This is a genomic window from Streptomyces sp. NPDC047917 (genome assembly GCF_043204345.1).
Lineage (GTDB): Bacteria > Actinomycetota > Actinomycetes > Streptomycetales > Streptomycetaceae > Streptomyces > Streptomyces sanglieri.
Genome location: NZ_JBIDCA010000003.1, coordinates 218307 through 237898 on the forward strand (window position 1 = coordinate 218307; position 19592 = coordinate 237898).

At 70.2% G+C, this 19592-nt stretch carries 15 protein-coding genes; 9 read left to right on the forward strand and 6 right to left on the reverse strand.

Translation table 11 applies throughout. The annotated features are described in order from the left end of the window. The first annotated feature begins 96 nt into the window (after window positions 1–96). From ACGF8B_RS07935 to mnhG, 6 genes are read left to right on the forward strand one after another with little or no spacing between them, the layout of a single operon-like run. On the forward strand, window positions 97–3021 hold the full coding sequence (locus ACGF8B_RS07935; RefSeq protein ID WP_392735783.1) for a Na+/H+ antiporter subunit A: 2925 nt from the start codon (window positions 97–99) through the stop codon (window positions 3019–3021). Then, window positions 3018–3620 carry a Na(+)/H(+) antiporter subunit C gene (locus ACGF8B_RS07940; RefSeq protein ID WP_392735785.1) on the forward strand — a complete coding sequence of 201 codons (603 nt, stop codon included), beginning with the start codon at window positions 3018–3020 and terminating at the stop codon, window positions 3618–3620. The genes ACGF8B_RS07935 and ACGF8B_RS07940 overlap by 4 nt, the downstream gene beginning before the upstream one ends. Beyond that, window positions 3617–5269, forward strand: coding sequence for a Na+/H+ antiporter subunit D (locus tag ACGF8B_RS07945; RefSeq protein ID WP_392735787.1), 1653 nt, complete (start codon window positions 3617–3619; stop codon window positions 5267–5269). Before ACGF8B_RS07940 ends, ACGF8B_RS07945 begins: the two co-directional genes overlap by 4 nt. Next, complete coding sequence (locus ACGF8B_RS07950) at window positions 5266–5892, forward strand: Na+/H+ antiporter subunit E (RefSeq protein WP_392735788.1); 627 nt, start codon at window positions 5266–5268, stop codon at window positions 5890–5892. The genes ACGF8B_RS07945 and ACGF8B_RS07950 overlap by 4 nt, the downstream gene beginning before the upstream one ends. Further along, window positions 5889–6227, forward strand: coding sequence for a monovalent cation/H+ antiporter complex subunit F (locus ACGF8B_RS07955; RefSeq protein ID WP_392735790.1), 339 nt, complete (start codon window positions 5889–5891; stop codon window positions 6225–6227). Before ACGF8B_RS07950 ends, ACGF8B_RS07955 begins: the two co-directional genes overlap by 4 nt. Continuing rightward, on the forward strand, window positions 6224–6577 hold the full coding sequence (mnhG, locus tag ACGF8B_RS07960) for a monovalent cation/H(+) antiporter subunit G (RefSeq protein WP_392735792.1): 354 nt from the start codon (window positions 6224–6226) through the stop codon (window positions 6575–6577). Before ACGF8B_RS07955 ends, mnhG begins: the two co-directional genes overlap by 4 nt. A 145-nt stretch (window positions 6578–6722) precedes the next feature. Here the strand turns inward: mnhG and ACGF8B_RS07965 are convergent, their stop codons facing one another. Beyond that, window positions 6723–7562 carry an SDR family NAD(P)-dependent oxidoreductase gene (locus ACGF8B_RS07965; protein ID WP_392735794.1) on the reverse strand — a complete coding sequence of 280 codons (840 nt, stop codon included), beginning with the start codon at window positions 7560–7562 and terminating at the stop codon, window positions 6723–6725. A gap of 37 nt (window positions 7563–7599) precedes the next feature. Continuing rightward, the gene (locus ACGF8B_RS07970; RefSeq protein ID WP_392735796.1) at window positions 7600–8532 is read right to left on the reverse strand and encodes an aldo/keto reductase; all 933 of its coding nucleotides are present in this window, start codon (window positions 8530–8532) and stop codon (window positions 7600–7602) included. A 98-nt stretch (window positions 8533–8630) separates the two neighbouring features. On the opposite strand from ACGF8B_RS07970, the gene ACGF8B_RS07975 reads away from it, so the two are divergent. Both ACGF8B_RS07975 and ACGF8B_RS07980 read left to right on the forward strand, forming a co-directional pair. Then, window positions 8631–9254 (forward strand): TetR/AcrR family transcriptional regulator, encoded by a 624-nt coding sequence (locus ACGF8B_RS07975; protein ID WP_392735798.1) that lies wholly within the window; start codon window positions 8631–8633, stop codon window positions 9252–9254. Between the two features lie 56 nt (window positions 9255–9310). Further along, window positions 9311–10129, forward strand: coding sequence for a hypothetical protein (locus tag ACGF8B_RS07980; RefSeq protein ID WP_392735800.1), 819 nt, complete (start codon window positions 9311–9313; stop codon window positions 10127–10129). A 110-nt stretch (window positions 10130–10239) separates the two neighbouring features. Here ACGF8B_RS07980 and ACGF8B_RS07985 read toward each other — a convergent pair whose 3' ends face one another. Beyond that, on the reverse strand, window positions 10240–11943 hold the full coding sequence (locus ACGF8B_RS07985) for a TIGR04141 family sporadically distributed protein (protein WP_392735802.1): 1704 nt from the start codon (window positions 11941–11943) through the stop codon (window positions 10240–10242). Window positions 11944–12228: 285 nt separating this feature from the next. Here ACGF8B_RS07985 and ACGF8B_RS07990 point away from each other — a divergent pair, with 285 nt between their 5' ends. Continuing rightward, window positions 12229–13884 (forward strand): class I SAM-dependent DNA methyltransferase, encoded by a 1656-nt coding sequence (locus ACGF8B_RS07990; RefSeq protein ID WP_392735804.1) that lies wholly within the window; start codon window positions 12229–12231, stop codon window positions 13882–13884. Window positions 13885–13941: 57 nt separating this feature from the next. Here ACGF8B_RS07990 and ACGF8B_RS07995 read toward each other — a convergent pair whose 3' ends face one another. Genes ACGF8B_RS07995 through ACGF8B_RS08005 form a run of 3 tightly spaced genes read right to left on the reverse strand, consistent with a single transcriptional unit; the run spans window position 13942 to window position 19163 of the window. After that, complete coding sequence (locus ACGF8B_RS07995) at window positions 13942–16077, reverse strand: UvrD-helicase domain-containing protein (RefSeq protein WP_392735806.1); 2136 nt, start codon at window positions 16075–16077, stop codon at window positions 13942–13944. Window positions 16078–16089: 12 nt separating this feature from the next. Continuing rightward, complete coding sequence (locus tag ACGF8B_RS08000; protein WP_392736466.1) at window positions 16090–17355, reverse strand: McrC family protein; 1266 nt, start codon at window positions 17353–17355, stop codon at window positions 16090–16092. A gap of 20 nt (window positions 17356–17375) precedes the next feature. After that, window positions 17376–19163, reverse strand: coding sequence for an AAA family ATPase (locus ACGF8B_RS08005; protein ID WP_392735808.1), 1788 nt, complete (start codon window positions 19161–19163; stop codon window positions 17376–17378). Between the last annotated feature and the right edge of the window lie 429 nt (window positions 19164–19592).

Below are 19592 nucleotides of genomic sequence, written 5' to 3' on the forward strand. Positions count from 1 at the left end.
GGGGATATATCTGTATTGGGTGCTATTTGCCCGTTACGTATCGCCCAGGCCCGGGACACCCGTCCACGGCGGGCGCGGAACGTCCCCCGGGGCCGTATGACCGCGCTCATCGTCTGCCACTTCGTTCTGGCTGCCTTCGCGCGACCGCTGGTACGGGCGCTGGGCAGACGCGCCTTCGTCGTCCTCGCCCTGCCACCGGCCGCCGCCACCGTGTGGGCGGCCACGCAGTGGAACACCGCTGCGTCCGGCTCCGCGGTCACCTGGTCGTGGCGGTGGATGCCGGCGTACGACGTCACCGTCGCGCTGCGGTTCGACGCTCTCGCCGAGCTGATGGTGCTGCTCGCGGCCGGAATCGGCACGCTCGTCCTGCTCTACTGCGCCTCGTACTTCACCGACGGAACCCCGCAACTGGCCGGATTCGCCGGTAATCTCCTGGCGTTCGCGGGCGCCATGCTCGCGCTCGTCCTCGCCGACGACCTGATCTCGCTCTATGTGTTCTGGGAGCTGACCACGGTCTTCTCGTTCCTGCTGATCGGGTACGACAGCGAGCAGAGACACAGCCGCCGCTCCGCGCTCCAGGCACTCACCGTGACCACCCTCGGCGGCCTCGCGATGTTCGTCGGCTTCCTGATGATCGGTCAGGCGGCGGGCACGTACCGCATCTCCGCGATCCTCGCCGACCCGCCCCGGGCGGACCTCGCCGTCTCCGTCGCGGTGGTGCTGATCCTGTGCGGGGCCCTGTCGAAGTCGGCGATCTGGCCGTTCAGCCTCTGGCTGCCGAACGCCATGGCCGCACCCACCCCCGTCAGCGCCTATCTGCACGCCGCCGCGATGGTGAAGGCCGGGGTCTACCTGGTCGCGCGGCTCGCGCCCGGCTTCGCCGACGTGCCCGTCTGGCGGCCGGTCGTGATCGTCCTCGGCGCCACGACCATGCTGCTGGGCGGCTGGCGGGCGCTGCGCCTGAACGACCTCAAACTCGTCCTCGCCTACGGCACCGTCAGCCAGCTCGGCTTCCTCACCCTGCTCGCCGGGACCGGCAACCGGGACACCGCGCTGGCCGCCGCCGTCATGATCCTGGGTCACGCACTGTTCAAGGCACCGTTGTTCCTCGTCACCGGCATCGTCGACCACGCGGCGGGCACCCGTGATCTGCGCAGGCTCTCCGGCGTCGGCCGGGCGCTGCCGCACGTCTGCGCGGTCGCGGTGCTCGCCGCCGCGTCCATGGCGGCCCTGCCCCCGCTGCTCGGGTTCGCCGCCAAGGAGGCCGCGTTCGACGCGCTGCTGCACGGATCGACCGCCGACCGCTGGGCGCTCGGCATCACGGTCGCGGGCTCGGCGCTGACCGTCGCGTACACCCTGCGGTTCGTCTGGGGCGCCTTCTTCCGCAAGCCGGGAGCCGAGGACACCCCGGTGCACCCGGTCGGCCGGGCCTTCCTCGCACCGCCCGCCCTGCTCGCGCTCTGCGGGCTGGTACTGGGCCCGGGTGTCGGCTGGACCGACCGGCTGTTCAGCGCGTACGCCGACACCTTCCCGCCGTCCGCGCACCCGTACCACCTCGCCCTCTGGCACGGCTTCGGGACCGCTCTGCTGCTCTCGGCGGCCGCCACCGCGGGCGGTGTGCTGCTCTTCACGGGGCGCACCACCGTGACCCGGTTCTCCCGGCGGATCGCCTGGCCGACCGCCGACAGCGTCTTCGGACACCTGCTGCTCGGCCTGGAACGGCTCTCCCTCCAGCTCACCGGCTTCGTCCAGCGAGGCTCGCTCTCCGGCTACCTGGCCACCACTCTGCTGGTGATGCTGGCCGGCCAGCTCACCGTCCTCGGCGTGGACCGGCCCTGGCGCGGAGCGGTGGCCCCGCGCGTCTGGGACGTCCCGCTCCAGGGCGCCGTCGCCCTGCTGACCTGTGCGGCGGCGCTCTGCTGCCTCACCGTCCGCCGCCGGATGAAGGCGGTGGTCCTGGCCGGGCTGACCGGATACGGCGCGGCGCTGCTCTTCGTCGTCCAGGGCGGCCCGGACCTGGCGCTCACCCAGTTCTGCGTCGAGACCGTGTCGATGATCGTGTTTGTGCTGGTGCTGCGGCGGATGCCGGTGCACTTCCAGGAGTCGGTCAGCACCTGGCGGCGCGCGGTGCGCATCCCGGTGGCGCTGGCCGCGGCGGCCACGCTCGGCGTGGTCGTGTGGGTCGCCTCGGCCGCCCGCACGGGCGCCCCGGCGGGCGCGGCCATGGTCGAGGAGGTATCCCACCACGGGCTCAAGGACGTCGTGGCGACCATCCTCGTCGACCTGCGGTCCTGGGACACGATGGGGGAGTCCGCGGTACTCGCCGCGGCGGCGGTCGGCGTCACGAGCCTGATCTATCTGCACCGCCGGACCGAGGGATCGTCGCCGCGCGAAGAGGCACGGGGGCGTACCGCCTGGTCGCTGACGGCACCCGGGATGACGGGGCTGCCGCACGGCGACGAAGGGGCGCCGGAGCGAAGCTGGCTCGCGGCCGGCTCGACGCTGGCGCCCGAGCACCGCTCGATCGTCTTCGAGGTCGTGGCCCGGCTGCTCTTCCACCCGGTCCTGGTGCTCTCGGTGTACCTGCTGTTCTGTGCCGAGAACATGCCGGGCGGCGGCTTCGTCGCCGGGCTCGTCGCCGGACTCGCCCTGATCACCCGCTACCTGGCGGGCGGACGGTTCGAACTGGCCGAGGCCGCCCCGCTCCAGCCCGGACTCTTCACCGGCCTGGGGCTGTTCCTCTCCACGGGCGTCGCCCTGCTCGGCCTCGCCGACGGAACGGTCCTGCACGCCTGGACCCACCACGGCCGGCTGCCGCTGATCGGCGACTACCACATCGGCACGCCCATGCTCTTCGACTTCGGGGTCTATCTGCTGGTCCTGGGCGTGGTGCTGGACATCGTGCGCGCGCTCGGCGCCAAGATCGACCGCCAGATCGAGCGCGCGGCGGCCGAGCAGGCCGCCGCGGGCTCCGCCGCGCCCCCGCGCCCGGCACCCGGCACGGGAGGCACCCCCGGATGACCGTCAGCGTCTCCCTCCTGGCCACCGCCGCGGTGCTCTGCGCGGTCGGCGGCATCCTCATGCTCACCCGCCCGCTCACCCGGATCCTGCTCGGCGCCGTCATCGCCGGAAACGGCATCAACCTGCTCGTCCTCGCCGCAGGCGGCCGGGCCGGCGCGGAACCCCTCCTCTACGGCGTCCCGCTGGGACGGGTCACCGACCCGCTGCCGCAGGCGATCGCCCTCACCGCGATCGTCATCACCCTCGCCACCACCGCGTTCCTCCTCGCCATGGCCTACCGCAGCCACCAGCTGACCGGAACCGACGAGGTCCACGACGATCTGGAGGACCGCAGGATCGTGCTGCGCTCCGAGGTACGGGGCGAGCGGGACGAACTGCGCGAGCGGTACCGGGCAGCCGACGACGTCACCGACGAGGAACGCGCCCGGTACCGCGAGGAGCGCCGCAGACTGCGCGCCCGGCTGCGCGCCGACCGAGCCCTGCAGGCCCGCGGCCGGGACGCCACCGGCGACCTCTGGCACGACGTGCTGGGCGCCGACCCCGAGGACTACGCGGCCCAGCAGGACCGCACCGACGCCGACCCGGGAGCCACCGGATGAACGCACTCGTCCCCCTGCCGGTGCTGCTGCCGCTCTGCGCCACCGGCCTGAGCCTCGCCTTCGGCACCCGCCTCAAACAGGTCCAACGCCTCATCAGCGTCGCCGTGCTCACCGCCGTACTGGGGCTCTCCGTCACTCTGATGACCGTCGCCGACATGCGCGGCCCGCTCACCGTCCACCTCGGCGACTTCGCCCCGCCGCTCGGCATCACCCTGGTCGCCGACCGGCTGTCCGGACTGATGCTGACCGTCTCATCGGCCGTCACCCTCTGCGTGCTGGTCTACTCCCTCGGACAGGGCATGGCCGACCGGGAGGAGGAGACCCCCGTCGCAGTCTTCCACCCGGCCTATCTGATCCTGGTGGCCGGAGTCTCCTGCACCTTCCTCGCCGGCGACCTCGTCAACCTCTACGTCGGCTTCGAGATCATGCTGGTCGCCAGTTTCGTCCTGCTCACCCTCGGCGGCACCGGACCCCGCATCCGCGCGGGCTCCACCTACGTGGTCATCTCGCTGTTCTCGTCGATGCTGTTCCTCACCGCCATCGCCATGACGTACGCGGCGACCGGCACCGCGAACTTCGCCCAACTGGCCGGCCGCCTCGCCGCACTCCCGCTCGGCGTCCAGACCCTGATCCAGGCCATGCTGCTCACCGTCTTCGCCATCAAGGCCGCCGTCTTCCCGCTCGCCGCCTGGCTCCCCGACTCCTACCCGACCGCACCCGCCCCGGTCACCGCCGTCTTCGCCGGTCTGCTCACCAAGGTCGGCGTCTACTGCATGCTGCGCACCGAGACCCTGCTCTTCCCCGGCAACCGGCTCGGCGATCTGCTGATGGCCGCCGCGCTCGCCTCCATGGTCGTCGGGATCCTCGGAGCGGTGGCCCAGACCGACCTGAAACGGCTGCTCTCCTTCACCCTCATCAGCCACATCGGCTACATGGTCTTCGGGATCGGCCTCGCCACCCGGGACGCGTACGGCGGCGCGATCGTCTACGTCGCCCACCACATCACCGTCCAGACCACGCTGTTCCTGGTGGCCGGGCTGATCGAACGCCGGAGCGGCACCACCGAACTCACCCGCATCGGCGGCCTCGCCAAGGCCGCCCCGCTGCTCGCCGCCCTCTTCTTCGTACCCGCCATGAACCTGGCCGGCATCCCGCCGCTGTCCGGGTTCATCGGCAAGCTCGGGCTGATGCGGGCCGGCGTCGCCGACGGCAGCGTCTGGGCGTGGATCCTCGTGACCGGGTCGGCGGTGACCAGCCTCCTCACCCTGTACGTGATGGCCAAGGTCTGGAACCTGGCGTTCTGGCGGGCCGCGCCGCCCGGACAGGCCGCCACCGGCACCGTCCTGGAGTCCGACTCCGACGAGGACGACGACGGGGACGAGGGCCCCGACCGGATCCCCGGCACCGGCGACGAACCGGTCCGTCCCCGCCACCAGCCCGCCGGGCGGGCGGTCGCGGCCACCCTCCACGGGCACGCCGTCACCACCACGACGAAACTGCCCCTGCCGATGACCTGGGCCACCGCGGCGACCGTCGCACTCGGCCTCGCCTTCACCGTCTTCGCGGGCCCCCTGACCTCCTACACCGACCGCGCGGCCGCCGAACTCATCGCGCGGGCGCCCTACGTACAGGCGGTGCTCGGCCGGTGAAACGCCTGCTCAGGCTGTCCTTCCGGAACAAGGACCTGCCACCCTTCAGCTGCGAGTTCGTCGGACGCCGACGACGCGTGCTCGACCTCCCGCTCATCGCCTGGCTCACCGTCATCTGGGTGCTGCTCTGGTCCAGCCCGAACCCGGCCAACCTGCTCACCGGCGCGATCGTCGCCGTGGCCGTCTGCCTGGCCTTCCCGCTGCCCCGTGTCGACCTCGGACTCCGCCTGCACCCCTGGGGCATCCTGATGCTCGCCGGATATCTGCTCTACGACATGTACACCTCGGGCGTACGCGTCACCCGGCAGATCTTCGTCGACCACCCGCACCGGGCCGCCGTCATCGCCGTACCGCTGCGCTGCCGCTCCGACCTGATGCTCGCGGCCACCGCCGTGGCCGTCTCCAACGTGCCCGGCGGATCGGTCGTCGAGGTACGCCGCGCCACGGCCACCGTCTTCCTGCACGTCCTCGACGCGGACCGGCCCGCCGTGCTCGACGCGGCGCGCCGCTCCGTCTGGCGCCTGGAACGGCTCACCGTACGGGCCTTCGGCACCGCGGACGAGATCGCCCGCGTCGCCGCACCGCCCCCACCGACCGCACCCGACCGGGAGGGCGACGCATGAGCGCACTGGAGACCGTCGACCGGGCACTGCTCACCGCGGCCGTCGTGGTCATCGTCGTCGCCGGAGCGGCACTGCTCGAACGCATCCGCCGAGGCCCCTCCATGCTCGACCGGGCCATCTCGCTCGATGTGTGCGCGGCCCTGATCATCGCGGGCCTCGGCGCCAAGTCCGCCTTCGCACGGGACTCGTTCTACTTCCCGATCATGCTGGTGCTGGCGTTCCTGGGATTCACCGGGTCGGTCGGCATCGCCCGCTTCATCGCCGTACGCGACAGGCCGCCGCGAAACGGAACGAACGGGAACGGCCCCGACACCTCCGAGAGGAGGAAGCAGTGAACGTCTGGTTCCAGATCCTCGACCTGGCCGGCGCGGCCCTGGTCTTCATCGGCGCGGCGATCTGCCTGCTCGGCGTGATCGGGATGCTGCGGCTGCCGGACGTGCTCTCCCGCAGCCACGCCGCGACCAAACCGCAGACCCTCGGCATGCTCCTGGTCCTCGCCGGGGTAGCCCTGCGGCTGCGCAGCGGCATGGACCTCGCCACCCTCGCGCTGATCGGCTTCTTCCAGCTGATGACCGGCCCCGTCGCCGCCCATCTGGTGGCGCGATCCGCCTACCGGACCGGCCAGATCGACCACGGCGAGCTGCTCTTCGACGAACTGGACGAGCAGCTGACCGAGGAGAAGTGAAAAGCGAGAGGCGAGAGGCGAGAGGCGAGAAGTGAGAAGCGAGAAGTGACGCGGCGAGAAGCGACGGGGCGGGGCACCTCCGGCATCCGTGCATGAATGCCAGGGGGACGGGGGCCCCGCCTCTTCATCGCCCGGACGTATCGCGTCAGACGTTCGGGTTCAGCACCGGGTTGTGCCGCCCCAGGATCATGTCCGTGCGCGCCGGCAGCGCCGCGTCCACCATCTCCGGCTGCGGGAACACCCAGTAGCGCCCCTCCGCGATCTGCTCGAAGCACCGTCGCGCGTGCTCCAGCGGCGTGATCCCGACAGAGTCGGCCCGCGCCTGGAGCTGCTCGTTGAACGCGGCGACCTCCGGCTGAGCCTCCTGGCCGGGAGCGTCGACCTTGAAGATCTCGCTCTGGACGGAGTCCGGGAAGACGACCGACACCTGGATGTCCGACTGCTTCATCTGCAACTCGTAGGCGAGCGACTCGGTCAGCGCCAGGGTGCCGAACTTCGTCACGCTGTACGGCGCCATGAGCGGGCTCGGCAGGAACCCGCCGACGGACGACACGTTCACCACCCACGCCTTCCCGCCCTGGGCGAGCAGCCGTGGCACGAAGGCCCGGATGCCGTTGACGTACCCGCCGATGTTGATCCGCAGCATGGCGTCCCAGCGCTCGGCGGGGATCTCCCAGGAGTAGCCCATCGCCATGATCCCGGCGTTGTTGAGCAGCAGATCGACCGTGCCGAAGCGCTCGTACGCCCGCTCGGCGAGCGCCTCCACGGACGCCGGGTCGGCGACATCGGTGACGACGCCCTCGACCTCGGCGCCCTTGTCGGCCAGCGCCCGCACCATGGCAGCCAGCCGGTCCTCGGCGATGTCGGCGAGGACCAGCTTCATCCCGAGCGAGGCGGCGTGCTCGGCGAAGCCGGCGCCGATGCCCGCGGAGGCCCCGGTGATGACGGCGACCTTGCCCTGGAAGGTGTCCTGTGAAGTGGTCATGAAAGGTCCTGTTTCTCGATCGTGGGTGTGCGGCGGTTCAGCGCAGGATGTCCTGCACGGCCGCGAGCTCCTCGGCATCCAGCTCCCAGCCGATCGCCGCGGCGTTGGCGGCGACCTGCTCGGGGGTGGTGGCGCCGGCGATGACGGAGGCGACACCGTCCTGGGCGAGGAGCCAGCCGAAGGCGAGCTCGATGATGCTCCGCCCGCGGTCGGCCGCGAACCGGGTCAGCTGATCGACCTTGCGGAAGTTCTCCTCGGTCGCCACCTGGGCGAAGTACGGGATGAGCGCGAAGCGCGACCCTTCGGGGTAGGGCTGCCCGGCGGCGTACTTGCCGGTGAGCAGGCCGGAGGCGAGCGGGAAGTAGGGCACGACGCCCATGCCCGCCGCCCGCGCCGCCGGAACGACACCGGCCTCCACATCGCGCGCAAGCAGGTTCCACTCGGCCTGCACCCCGGTGAAGCGGGCGAGCCCGAGCTTCTCGGCGACCTGGCGGGAGTCGGTGATCTGCCCCGCGTCCACGTTCGAGGTGGCCACGTGCAGCACCTTGCCGGCCCGCACCAGCTCGTCGAGCGTCTCCACGACCTCCTCGACCGGCGCCTCGGGGTCCGGGTAGTGCTGGTAGTAGACGTCGATCCGGTCGGTACCCAGACGGCGCAGGCTCGACTCGCACGCCTCGCGGATGCGCGTCGCGAGAGCGCCCGGCGTGCAGGGCTCGTCCTGCGGCCGCGGAAGGTACTTGGTGGCGATGACGGCCTCGTCGCGGCGGTCCGCGAGGGCGGCGCCGAGGTACTCCTCGGACTTGCCGTCGCCGTACATCTCAGCGGTGTCGAAGTGGGTGATACCCGCGTCCAGGGCGGCGGCCACCACCGCCCGGCTCGCCTCGGCGTCCAGCTTCATCCCGAAGTTGTTGCACCCTAGGCCCACCACCGACAGCTGCGGACCACCGTCGCCGAACTCACGCGTTTCCATTGTTCAAGACCTCCACTTGCCTTCTCTCCTTCACCGGCCGGGCAGCGCTGCCCCGACCCGGATCGCTTCACTTTAGACGAGTGACTAAAGTCGAGAACATGTCCTCCGACAAGCACGACAAGCACGACGAGCCCGCGAACCGTCCCGGCCGCCGACCGCGGCTGGGCCGGGAACAGACGGTGGCCGCACTGGTCACCTCCGCACGGGCCCTCTTCGCCGAACGCGGCCCCGACTCGGTGTCGCTCCGCGATGTCGCCCAGCACGCCGGCGTCAATCACGGCCTCATCCACCACTACATCGGCGGCCGCGAGGACCTCATCCGTGCCGTGCTGGACGTGTCGGAGCGCGAGACCCTGGAGGCGGTACGCACGGCCTCCGACCCGCTGGAGGCACTCGCCCGGCTCCGCAGCGAGGAACAGCGCAGCATGGACTACGTGCGCCTGGTGTCCTGGCTGGCGCTGAGCAACCGGGCCCCTTCCTCCTTCCAGGAACGCTCGTCGGCGCTTGACGCCGCGGTGTCCCTCGGGGCGCAGGACAGCGCGGAGGTACGTGAGGCCTTCGCCCTGGCCGTCGCTCAGCTGCTGGGCTGGGAGCTGTTCGGCGCCTTTGCCCTCCGCGCCGCCGGCCTCGACGGCGACCCGGCCGACCACCGCGGCGCGGTCCACCGGATCATCGACGACTACATGCGCTCGGCCACGGAGCTCCCCGACGCCCCCTCCTGAAGCGCGCGAGGCGTGGCAACAGGACCGGCCCCCGGACACGGCCTAGCCTCCGCATCATGCTGCGTATCACCGACACCCGCACCGGCCACCTCGTGGAAGTCCCCGCCGCCCCACGCCACCTGCTGCGCAGCCGCGTCCAGCTGCCGGACATCGGCACGGGGGCGGACACCGGCATCGGGCTGGGCCCCGTGCACCTGCGCGTCCCGCTGATCGGCGACGTACTGGCACGCACCGCCGAGCTGAACGGCCTCCAGGTCATCACGGTCCTCACCACCCCGGAGCTGACACCCGACCGGGCCCGCGCCCTGGACCGGGTCATGGCGGTACTCGGCATCCATCCCCCCGCAGTCGTCGGAGCCCACCGCCCGGACGCGGCGCTGGGCGGCCCCGCCGACGTCCACGTGGTCTCCGAGGGCACCCACCCGGCCGGCGCCGAGGGCGGCGCCCTGATCGAGGTGGGCCGAGTCACCACGGCCCCACCGACCCCAGACCTCCCGGTCCCGGGCACACCCGATCCGGCGGACACCGCCGACCCGCTGGCCGTGCGCCTGCTGCTGCTGACCAGCCCCTACAGAACACCCGTCACGGTCACCGGCGCCGCGCTCGCCGAGGCCAGGCGGACACTGCGCGACTGGCGCCGGTCGGTCGCCGACTGGGCGCAGGAGCCGTCCCGGCCGATCCCCGCCGACCTGCTGCGGCAGTCGTACGCGGCGCTCGCCGAGGATCTCGACGTCGCCGCCGTCCTGGCCCTGCTGGCCGAGCTGGCGGACCGGTCCGATGTACCGCCGGGCGCCAAGTTCGAGACCTTCGCCCACCTCGACCGGGTCCTCGGCCTGGACCTGGCCCGGGACGTGGGCCACCAGCGCCCCTCGTGACGGCCGGGGAGTCCGGGCAGTCTCGGTGCCTGGACCGGAGGCCATCGGGTCACACTGACTTCGCCTGGACGTACGCGACCGTCATCCCAATGAACCGGCGTCCGGAACGCTCAGCCAGGGATCCCGGCACTGATCCCTACATGACGCGAAGGTAGAGGCAGCGTGTCGGCCTCGCCTTCGGGGATCCCGATGACCTCGACAGCCACTCCACGTGCGGCCAGGGCCTTCGCGGTCTGGGCAATGGTGATCTGGGAGAAGCCGAAGATGGAATCCGGGGTCAGGCTCTCGCGGTTCTTGAGCAGCATGGCAAGGACGATCCGCCTGGGCGTGAAGTCGTCGGGAAGCACATGGTTGCCTCCGCTGATCCGGGTGACCTTCGCAGCGAATTCTGCACGGACCTGGGCGGACTCCTGGAGGAGTTCCACGGCCACCCTGGCCTGGCCGAACAGGTGGCTCAGCGGGCCGGAACCACTTGCGCGCTTGACGAGGACCAGGGTGTCGTCGGGCATGAGTAGATCGCAGATCTCGACCTGGTCCCTCGGCCGGAGGGGATTGATCACGTTCTTGGTGTCGAGACAGAACCAGCCCGGCCGCTCGTCGGCCACCCTGTTGTTGTAGGCGTTCTCGGACTCACCCTCGAGCCAGGCGGGGAGCGAGACGGAGGGCACGGGAGAGAACAGGGCCGCCACGGAGGCTCGGCACTCGGCCACATAGGCGGCCCCGGCTTCGTACCACTCGCCCTCCAGGAGGAAGTACCGCTTGGAGCCCAGAGAGGAGCCGGCCTCCAACCAGGCCAGCGCACTGGTCGCAGCGAGGGTGTCGGCAGCACCCGCCCAGCGGTCTCTGGCAAGGGTCACCGTCCCCTCACGCAGCACCTCGACACGCCGCCCGGGCGGTGCGAGCCGGGCTCGAGCGAGTACGTAGCCGAGGTCGAAGTCGTCGGAGCGCCGAGCATCGCTGCTGTTGATCCGGGTCATGTACGCGGTGGCCTCCGTGTACGCCACATGATGATCGGAAGGAACGACGGCAGAGATCCGTCCATCGACGGGCCGACCGAGACAGTCGTCCAGATCCCGCTCAAGGGCGTCGAGGACCGTCGGGTCGCCCACCGGAACGATGTGGTCGACGAACGCCAGTTCCTGGTGCGGGATGTCCTCGTGGCAGATTCTGGCGATGGTCCGCAAGTCGGAGAGCAGAGCCTCGGGTTCGATCCCGAGGGCGATCCTCAATCCGCATCCGCCCTGGGCGCTGACAGCCTTTCCACGCGTGTACCGCGAGCGGGTGAGTGGAAGGTCGTCGAGGTATCCGCCCAGGCTGCGAACGACACGCGAGTGGTCACGGATGCCGAGCATCGGGACCGGGGCGCCGCTCGGAACCAGGGAGATGTCGGTGCGTGCCTGTCCGAGGGACCTTGAGACCGCCCCACGGATCATGTTCGGATCCATCTGCCGGATGGCGAAGGAGAGACCGAAGCGCTTGTCCTTGAGGTGGTCGGGGATCAGCCGGTACCCCTGGTCGCAGCCTATGGCGTACGCCGCGCCGTCGACGGCGAGCAGAAGGACGGCGGCGGTGCGGCGGACGCTTTCGGTAACTGTGACACCGGTGGTGCGTGCCATGGGGTCGCACCACGGGGCCTCGGTGAGTTCCATCCCGCAGGTGATGTACACGGCCGGAACTCCGAGTGCTTCGGGGAAGTGCAGATCGGCACCGAGCCTGTCCAGAAGCTCCGGGTCAAGGACGTCCAACATGGCCTCAGGGGTGGGTGCGACACCAGTCAGCCGGTAGACGGTGCGTACCGCGGTGTTCGATGCCAAGGCGAGCCTCCGTGGAACAGCGAGCGAGAAGTCTGAAGCGAGGGCGGGATGCACCGGAGTGCTTCGCCTCGTGGCCGGACGGGACGAGGGCAGGTGCAGCAGGCAGGTTCGGGCAGCCCCACGTCGCGGGACACAACACGACGAGAGCGGCTGCGCCGAGGGCGCCCCACACCTCGCACCTGCCAGGACGGATCAGGTACACGGAGGACATTGACACTAGTCTGTGCGCACTGTCAACAGAGTGTCTTCTGGATGGAGTCCTGGCGATCCGTGTACGCTGGACGCATGACGGATAAAGCGGCTTCACCGGTCGGCCCCCTTGTCACTGGTGCCGAGATCGCTCGGCTGGCCGGTGTCACCCGGGCTGCTGTCTCCAACTGGCGTCGGCGCTATGACGACTTCCCGGCGCCGGCGGGAGGCGCCGCGAACAGTCCGCTCTTCGCGCTCGCCGAGGTTCAGGGCTGGCTGGACAAGCAGCGCAAGGGTCAGGAAATGTCACCCGAGGTCGAGTTGTGGCAGGCCCTGCGAGCTGCGTACGGGGAACAGATGGTTGCGGGCCTGACCGAGGTGGCCGCGGCGCTGGCCGGAAAGCCTGCGCCGGAGCTGCCGGACGACGTCGCTCCTCGAGTACGGAAGCTCGCTCGCACCGCGGCACCCGCCGACCTCGTGCACGGGCTGACCGAACGGTTCATGGACTCCGCTCGGCGGACGGGATCGGATCAGGTGACTCCCGAGCGCGTGGTGCGTGCCGTGTGCCATTTCGCTCCCGCACTTCCTTCCGGAGCCGTGGTCTTCGACCCCGCCTGCGGAATCGGGGTGCTGCTGCTGTCCGTCGCCTCCCAGCCGGGCATGCGTTGTTGCGGTCAGGAGGTGGACGCCGACAGCGCCCGTTTCGCACAGCTCCGTGCCGACCTCCTGGGGCGATCGGGAGTCCGCATCGTGGCGGGGGATTCCCTGCGTGCGGACGAATGGGCGGATCTCAAGGCGGACCTCGTCGTCTGCGACCCGCCGGCCGGTGTGACCGAGTGGGGGCGGGAGGAGCTGCTGCTCGACTCGCGCTGGGAGCTCGGTACCCCGTCCAAGGCCGAGGGCGAGCTTGCCTGGCTCCAGCATGCGTATGCGCACGCCGAGCCCGGCGGCCAGGTCCTCATGGTCATGCCTGCCTCGGTCGCCTACCGTAAGGCGGGACGCCGCATCCGGGCAGAACTCGTACGCCGGGGCATCCTGCGTCAAGTGGTCGCCCTGCCGCCGGGGACGGCGACATCTCACTCCCTGCCCGTCCACCTGTGGTGTCTGCAGCGTCCTGAGAACACGGGGAGCGCGGACACGAACCGCACCGTGCGCATGGTGGACCTGACCGGCAACAGCCCCGACGACGGTCTGGATCCACGCTCCGACCAGGTCGCCGACGTGCCGCTGATCAAACTCCTCGACGACACCGTCGATCTCACCCCCGGCAGTCACCTCCGCTCCCGGCACCGCGACTATCCCGGTGAGTACACGGCCCTGCGCCAGGAGATGGAGGACTGGATCCGCCGACTCGCCGCCCTCCTGCCCGAGCTGACGGTCGGGGGCGGACCGGGCTCACTGGACGGCGCGACGACCAGCGTCGCGGATCTCGCCCGCGCCGGACTCGTCGCATACGAGGACTCGGAGCCGGTTTCGGCCAGCGAGCAACTCGACACCGACTATCTCCAGGGTTTCCTGCGGAGCTCCGTCAACACCCGCCGGTCCACGAGCGCCAGTGGGACCTATCGCCTCGACACCCGGGGGTCACGCATCCCCCGCATGGGCATCGACGAGCAGCGACGCTATGGATCCGCCTTCCGGGCCCTGTCCGAGTTCGAGGAAGGCATGCGCCGGGTCGACGAGCTGAGCAGGCAGCTTGCCGAAGTTGCCCGTGACGGCCTTGCCACGGGCGCCCTGACACCGGAGGAATGAGTTCGGTGCGGGACACCCCGCCGAGGGGTGACTTGCACCGGTCCGCGCCCGGGCCGGTCAGGCCGGGCGCGGCAGAAACGGGCTCGGGGTTCCGCTCCATGTCACGCTCAGTGACTCGCGTGCACGAGTGCAGGCGACGAAGAGCAGGCAGCGTTCCCGGAGCAGGTCGGCGTCGTGCTGGAGAGGGTCCGCCTCACGTGGGGTGACTTCGCGGGCGAACGGTACGGCGCCCTCATTGACGCCGAGGACGGACACCGCGCGGAACTCCAGCCCTTTCATCGCGTGCATGGTCGCCAGCCGTACGCCCGGCGACCCCGGTGCGGACTGCCCCTTGACCCGGAGAACCGGGATACGGGAAGCCTTGAGCTTGTCCTCGGCCGCGTCGAGGGCGAGATTGAAGCGTGCGCACACGCCGATCTCGTGTGGCGCAAGGCCATTGGCGAGCAGAGCCTGAACGCGTTCCATCAGGGCGTCGGTCTCCTCCTGCCGGGTTCCGTACCCCTGGACCTGCGGGCGGCGTCCATGGAGCAGGGAACGGTAGCCGGCCAACGAGTCCGATCCCTCGCCCTCCAGCGCGTCGACGGTGACGGGCGCGAGGAGCCGCGCCGACCAGGTGAGAATCTCCTCGGTGGAGCGGTAGTTGACGCGCAGCCGGAAGCTGCGGCCGGCTGTGGCGATACCAAGGGAACCGAGCGACACCCGGGAGTCATAGATCCGCTGGTGCGGATCGCCGGCGATGAACAGGTCATCAGGCCCGGGAGTCACAGCGGCACGCAGCACCCGCCACTGCGCGGGGTGCAGGTCCTGCGCTTCGTCGACGACGACGTGGGCGTACGGAGCCGGCTCGCCGGCCAGGAATTCCGCTGCTCGGGTGCAGACCCGCAGGTGTGTGGTCTCGCCCCGGTCATGCAAGAACTGCTCGAACCGTTCGACGCCGCTCCACACTTCTCGGCGGCGTGCGGGACCCATGCCGGTGCCGCGGCCGCGGCGGCTCGCGCCGAGGTAGGAGTCGAGATCGCGAAGGTCCTGGCCGAGTACGACATGCCGGTACTCCTGGGCCAGAAACTGCGTGGTGAACGGCAGTTCAAGCTGCTTGACGGTCTTCTCCCACAACTGCCGCTGCTCTCTGTCCCCGATCGGCTGCGGCATCGCCCCGGACTTCGCACGCACGACTCCGTTGGCGTAGGCGTCGACCGTCGTCACATCGACCCGGGCCAACAGCCTCTCGTCCTCGTCGAGGAGAAGGCCGAGCATCTCGCGCAGCCCGGCGGCGAGCGCGTTCGTGTACGTGGTCAGCAGGACCCGGCGGTCTTCGCTGCGCCCCAGCAGATGCTTGACCCGGTGCAGGGCGGCGACCGTCTTGCCCGTGCCCGGCCCGCCCGTGACCTGGACCGGACCCCCGTACGAGGTGCGGTAGGCGGCACGTCGCTGGGATGGGTGGAGAAAGACCCGCCAGGCTGCGAACGGCTTCTGCAACACCTCCTCCAGCTCCTGGGGCCCGGTGACCAGCCGGATGCGCGTCGCAGTGTTGGCGATCACCGTGGCGAGGTCCTCGACCGGCTCGGCGGGTGCGTCGGCGGGCCGGCGGACGGCGACGACGTCGCGGTAGACCACTTCCGGGCTGAAGTCCTCGGCAAGGTACTGCAGCACCTCCAGCTGGTCCTCCGGCAGAAGAGTGGAGAACGCTTCCAGCTGGGCCTTGTCGACCATGGAACGCGCGGCGCGCAACACCTGGTCGTCGAGACCGAGTTCGCGCAGAGCACCGTCGGAGACATCTGCGAACAGCAGCCTGGGGGCGTCCGCCGCAGCCGTCTCGTACAGCGGCGTCAGCTCGTCCAGGGCGACGGCGTCGCGTACCTCCAGGGCCCTGGTCGCCGTGTTCGCGCTGTACAGACGCTTCGCGGCCCACCTGTAGGCGTCGTCGTGCGGCAGGACGTTGACCAGCAGGAACACATCACTGCCGTCGTCGGGTGCGAGAACGACGCCCCGCCAGAAGTCGGTGATGCGGATGGTTCGCATCCTTGGGTCACGGGCGTTGTTCACCGACTCCAGATGCAGGCCCTTGTCCGCGTTGAGTTCGGCGGCGGTCAGGGCATGGAACTTGCCCATGGCCTTGCGCACACCGGCTCGCACCGGCTTCTCCAGCATGTCGTAGCCGTCCCAGAAGCTCTGGGCGAAGGCAAGCCGGGGCATGATGTCCCTTTCTTACAGCGTGGCGGTGTCTGAGGACCGAGGACGTGGTGCTGCCGCGGTCAGCTTTCCGGCGAGTTCCCGAATCCTCGACAGGAGCTGTTCAGGCGTACGGGAGAGGTCGAGGGTGTGCTGGTACAGGCGCACTCCTCGACGCTCCTGTCCGGCAGCCGTTCCGAGGACCTCGTGGAAACGCTCCGGTTGCCGTCCGGCCGCGTACACGAGGTGGGCCTCGCGCAGACCGAGCACCGTGGCGTACGCGAGGGCCTGGTACAGGTCGGCGTTGAGGAGCCCGTCGGCCTTCTCGATCTTGTACTTGGCGTCGACCACGGCGACCGGAGCGCGACCGTCCCCGGTGCGGACGACGAGGTCGGGACGCATCCCCACCAGACCGGCGGTGTCGAGGTGGTGGGGGTCCTGGAGCCGCGCGGTCAGGCCGTGCTCACGAAGAGCCTCGCGCAGCGCGACCGTGACGAAGTCCTCGAACAGCTTGTTCATGTCGAACAGGAAGCCGTCCACGGCAAGCGGTTCGGCCTCGGCCGGCCGGTGCTCCGGCGAGGCACCACGCAGGACGGCCTCGGCGAGTCGCAGCGCGGGCTGATAGCGGGAGTTGAGACGCGACGGCTGCCAGCGCGGCAGTTCCTGCCCTCGTATCAGAGGCCGGGCATCGGCGAGACGCACACGCTGATGAGCGAGGCGCCGACGAACCGGCCCGGGAACTCCGGGCAGCCGCAACAGCCGCTCGACGGCGGCGCGCAGTATCCGGTTCTCGGCGGTGTCGGCCGTGAACGCGTCGTACACGATCTCCACGGGCGGTGTCCGGCCGAAGTGCCGCCTGATCTGCTCGGCCTCGCGCAGCCGCCCGCGCACGACCAGCGCGGATTCCTCGACCTCGCGGTAGCCCTGGAGAACCCCCTGGCGCAGAGCCGCGTCGATCTGCCGCTCCACGGCATGCGCGAGCGCGGGGACGATGTCGTCGTGAGCCCCGGTGTCGACGGTGCCCTCCCGGCTGTCGCGCCAGGCACGCGCCGGGTCGAGACTGAAGCCCAGAAGGAAGAACAGCCGGCTCACAGGGGTCTTGGGCATGATCCGAACGACAGGACCGCCGGGAGTGCGCACGGCGCCGACCCTGCTGCCCGCCCGCAGCAGCCAGTGCCCCTCCCGGCGGGGATCCGGGGTCGCGCTCTGCAGGATTCCGGCGGCGGCCAGCGCTCGGCCGGCTTCGGCGGCGAGTGGGACGGAGAGCGCGGGCCCGTACTCGCGCAGCGTCACATCCGGCATGGACGCGGCTGCGGAAACGGTCACGGGTGCTGCTCGCGCAGCGAGTCGAGGCCGTAGCGGGCGGCGACATCGAGGCCCTCGCCGTAGTGGTGCTCCTCCAGCAGCGGCAGGATCTTCGTGCGCCAGGTGCGGTCGAGGCCGCCCTTGCGGTACACGCCCGGCTTCATGAGGTAGGAGGGCCCGATGGCGAAGTCCGTGTCGTCGATGCGGGCGTTGAGCGCGTCGAGAAGACGAGCGGGTTCCCCGTCCTTGCCCTGGCTCTCCAGCCACCGTGCGAGCAGCCCGGCGGTCGGTTCGGTACGGGGGGACAGCTCCACGAACGCGAATCGGCGCCGCATCGCCGCGTCCACCAAAGCGATCGAGCGGTCGGCGGTGTTCATGGTGCCGATCACGAACAGGTTGGGAGGCAGCGCGAAATCGTCCCCGGAGTAGGTGAGACGGACGGACCGCTGCCGGTACTCCAGCAGGAAGTACAGCTCGCCGAAGACCTTCGCGAGATTGGCCCGGTTGATCTCGTCGATGATCAGGAAGTGCGGGATGTTCCGATTGCCCTCTCGGGAGGCGAGATCGGCGAGTTCCCGCAGCGGCCCCGCAGTCAGCCGGAAGGCGACCTCCCGGGTCTCGTCGTCCTCCACGGGCCGGAACCCCTCGAAGAAGTCCTCGTAGGCGTATGACGGGTGGAACTGCACGATCTTGACCTGCTCGGGACCGCCGCCGAAGTGCTCGGCCAGCTTCATCGCCAGATAGGTCTTGCCTGTGCCGGGCGGACCGTAGAAGACCATCTGCCGCTCGTCGACGAGCAGTTCACGTACGTCCTCCAGCCATTCCTTCTCGTGGACGAGGAGGTCTGCGGCGAGCGCACCGGTGATGTCCGGCAGGAAGTCGGACGCGGTGGGATCGGTGGGCGCGACAGGGCCGGCCGGTGCGGCGAGCCCGTCCAGCGCCTCCAGCACACCGGTCAGGTCGACGACGTCATGCTGCACGGAGAGCTTCTGCTGCACCTCTTCCGGCAGTTCCTCGTACGGGTGGCTGTCGGGCTGCCAGGAGACGGACCGCCGCAGATTGGACAGGCCGCCGGGGGACGCGGTCTGCGCGGCCTCCCCGGTGATCCGGCCGAGGTGAAGCCGGCCGTCGCCTATGGTGACCACCGTGTCGCCGACGCGCATCTGCGTCAGGAATCCGTGCAACTCGTCGACAAGACCGCGCTTCTGGTTGTACGAGGCCGACCCCTCGTACCCACCCTCGACGAAGCGACGAAGCGCGCTCTTGGTCGGATCGGCCTCCTCCAGGGGCGGCAGATGCGCACCGGCGAGCGAGACGAACCCCTCCTTCAACCACAGCTGCCGTACCAGGTTGTGCCCCGAGACGTTGTTGCCGCGCACCAGCCATGCCTTGCGCGGAGCGCGCCAGGCGGTGGACAGGTAGTCGGCGAGCGGATGGCCCTCGGCGGTTCGCCAGGACTCCGGGCCAGAAGCGTCATAGCCGTACACCAGTGCGGCGGCAGCGGAGGAGGAGTTGCACGGGATGTCGCGCGTGGCCACCCATCGCGGCAGCGTCCCGGGCCGGTCGAGGTCCACCGGGGCGTCGGCCAGTGCGCCGCTCGCCCTCAGATCCGCACGGAGCCGGCGTCCGTGGTCACCGAGCCCGGGCCACGCCTCCGCCGCCACCGTCGACCCCTCGTGCAGGAGGAACTTGTGCGTGCCGTTCCCGCCGAACTCGGTGAGCAGATGCCCGCGTGCCTCGCCACCGTCCTTGGGGAGCTTGATACGGAACTCGGGCGCGCCGGGAAGGCGGTCGGGCTGCGGCATGGGTGACCTTCCGTGCGAGGGGAGGCTTGCGCGAACGCGCTCACCCTACCTGTTGACGCCGTCAATTGACCCTTCTCGAACATGTAAACGGATCGGCTTAATGTGTTGACGATGTAAACATGTCCGTTCTAGGGTGTTGCTTGCGCCCGGCAGACCGTTCGCCGGAAGTCCGGGTGCTCAAACGCTCAACTGGGGGGCGCTATGGGTGGGGAGCCGACGGCCGAGGCCAGACGGCGCACGATCGAGGCGGAGTTGCCGTCGGTCATCGAGAGGCTGAGGCAATCCGCGCCTCATTCGGGCCTCGTGAGTCATCGGGCCTTTGCCCTGGAAGCGGACCGGCTCGGGCTCACGAGTGACGAGCAGCAACGAAGGCTGCGCAACGGGCTTGCCGCTGTCGGTCTTCACGTGAAATCCGCGCGCCGGAAACGG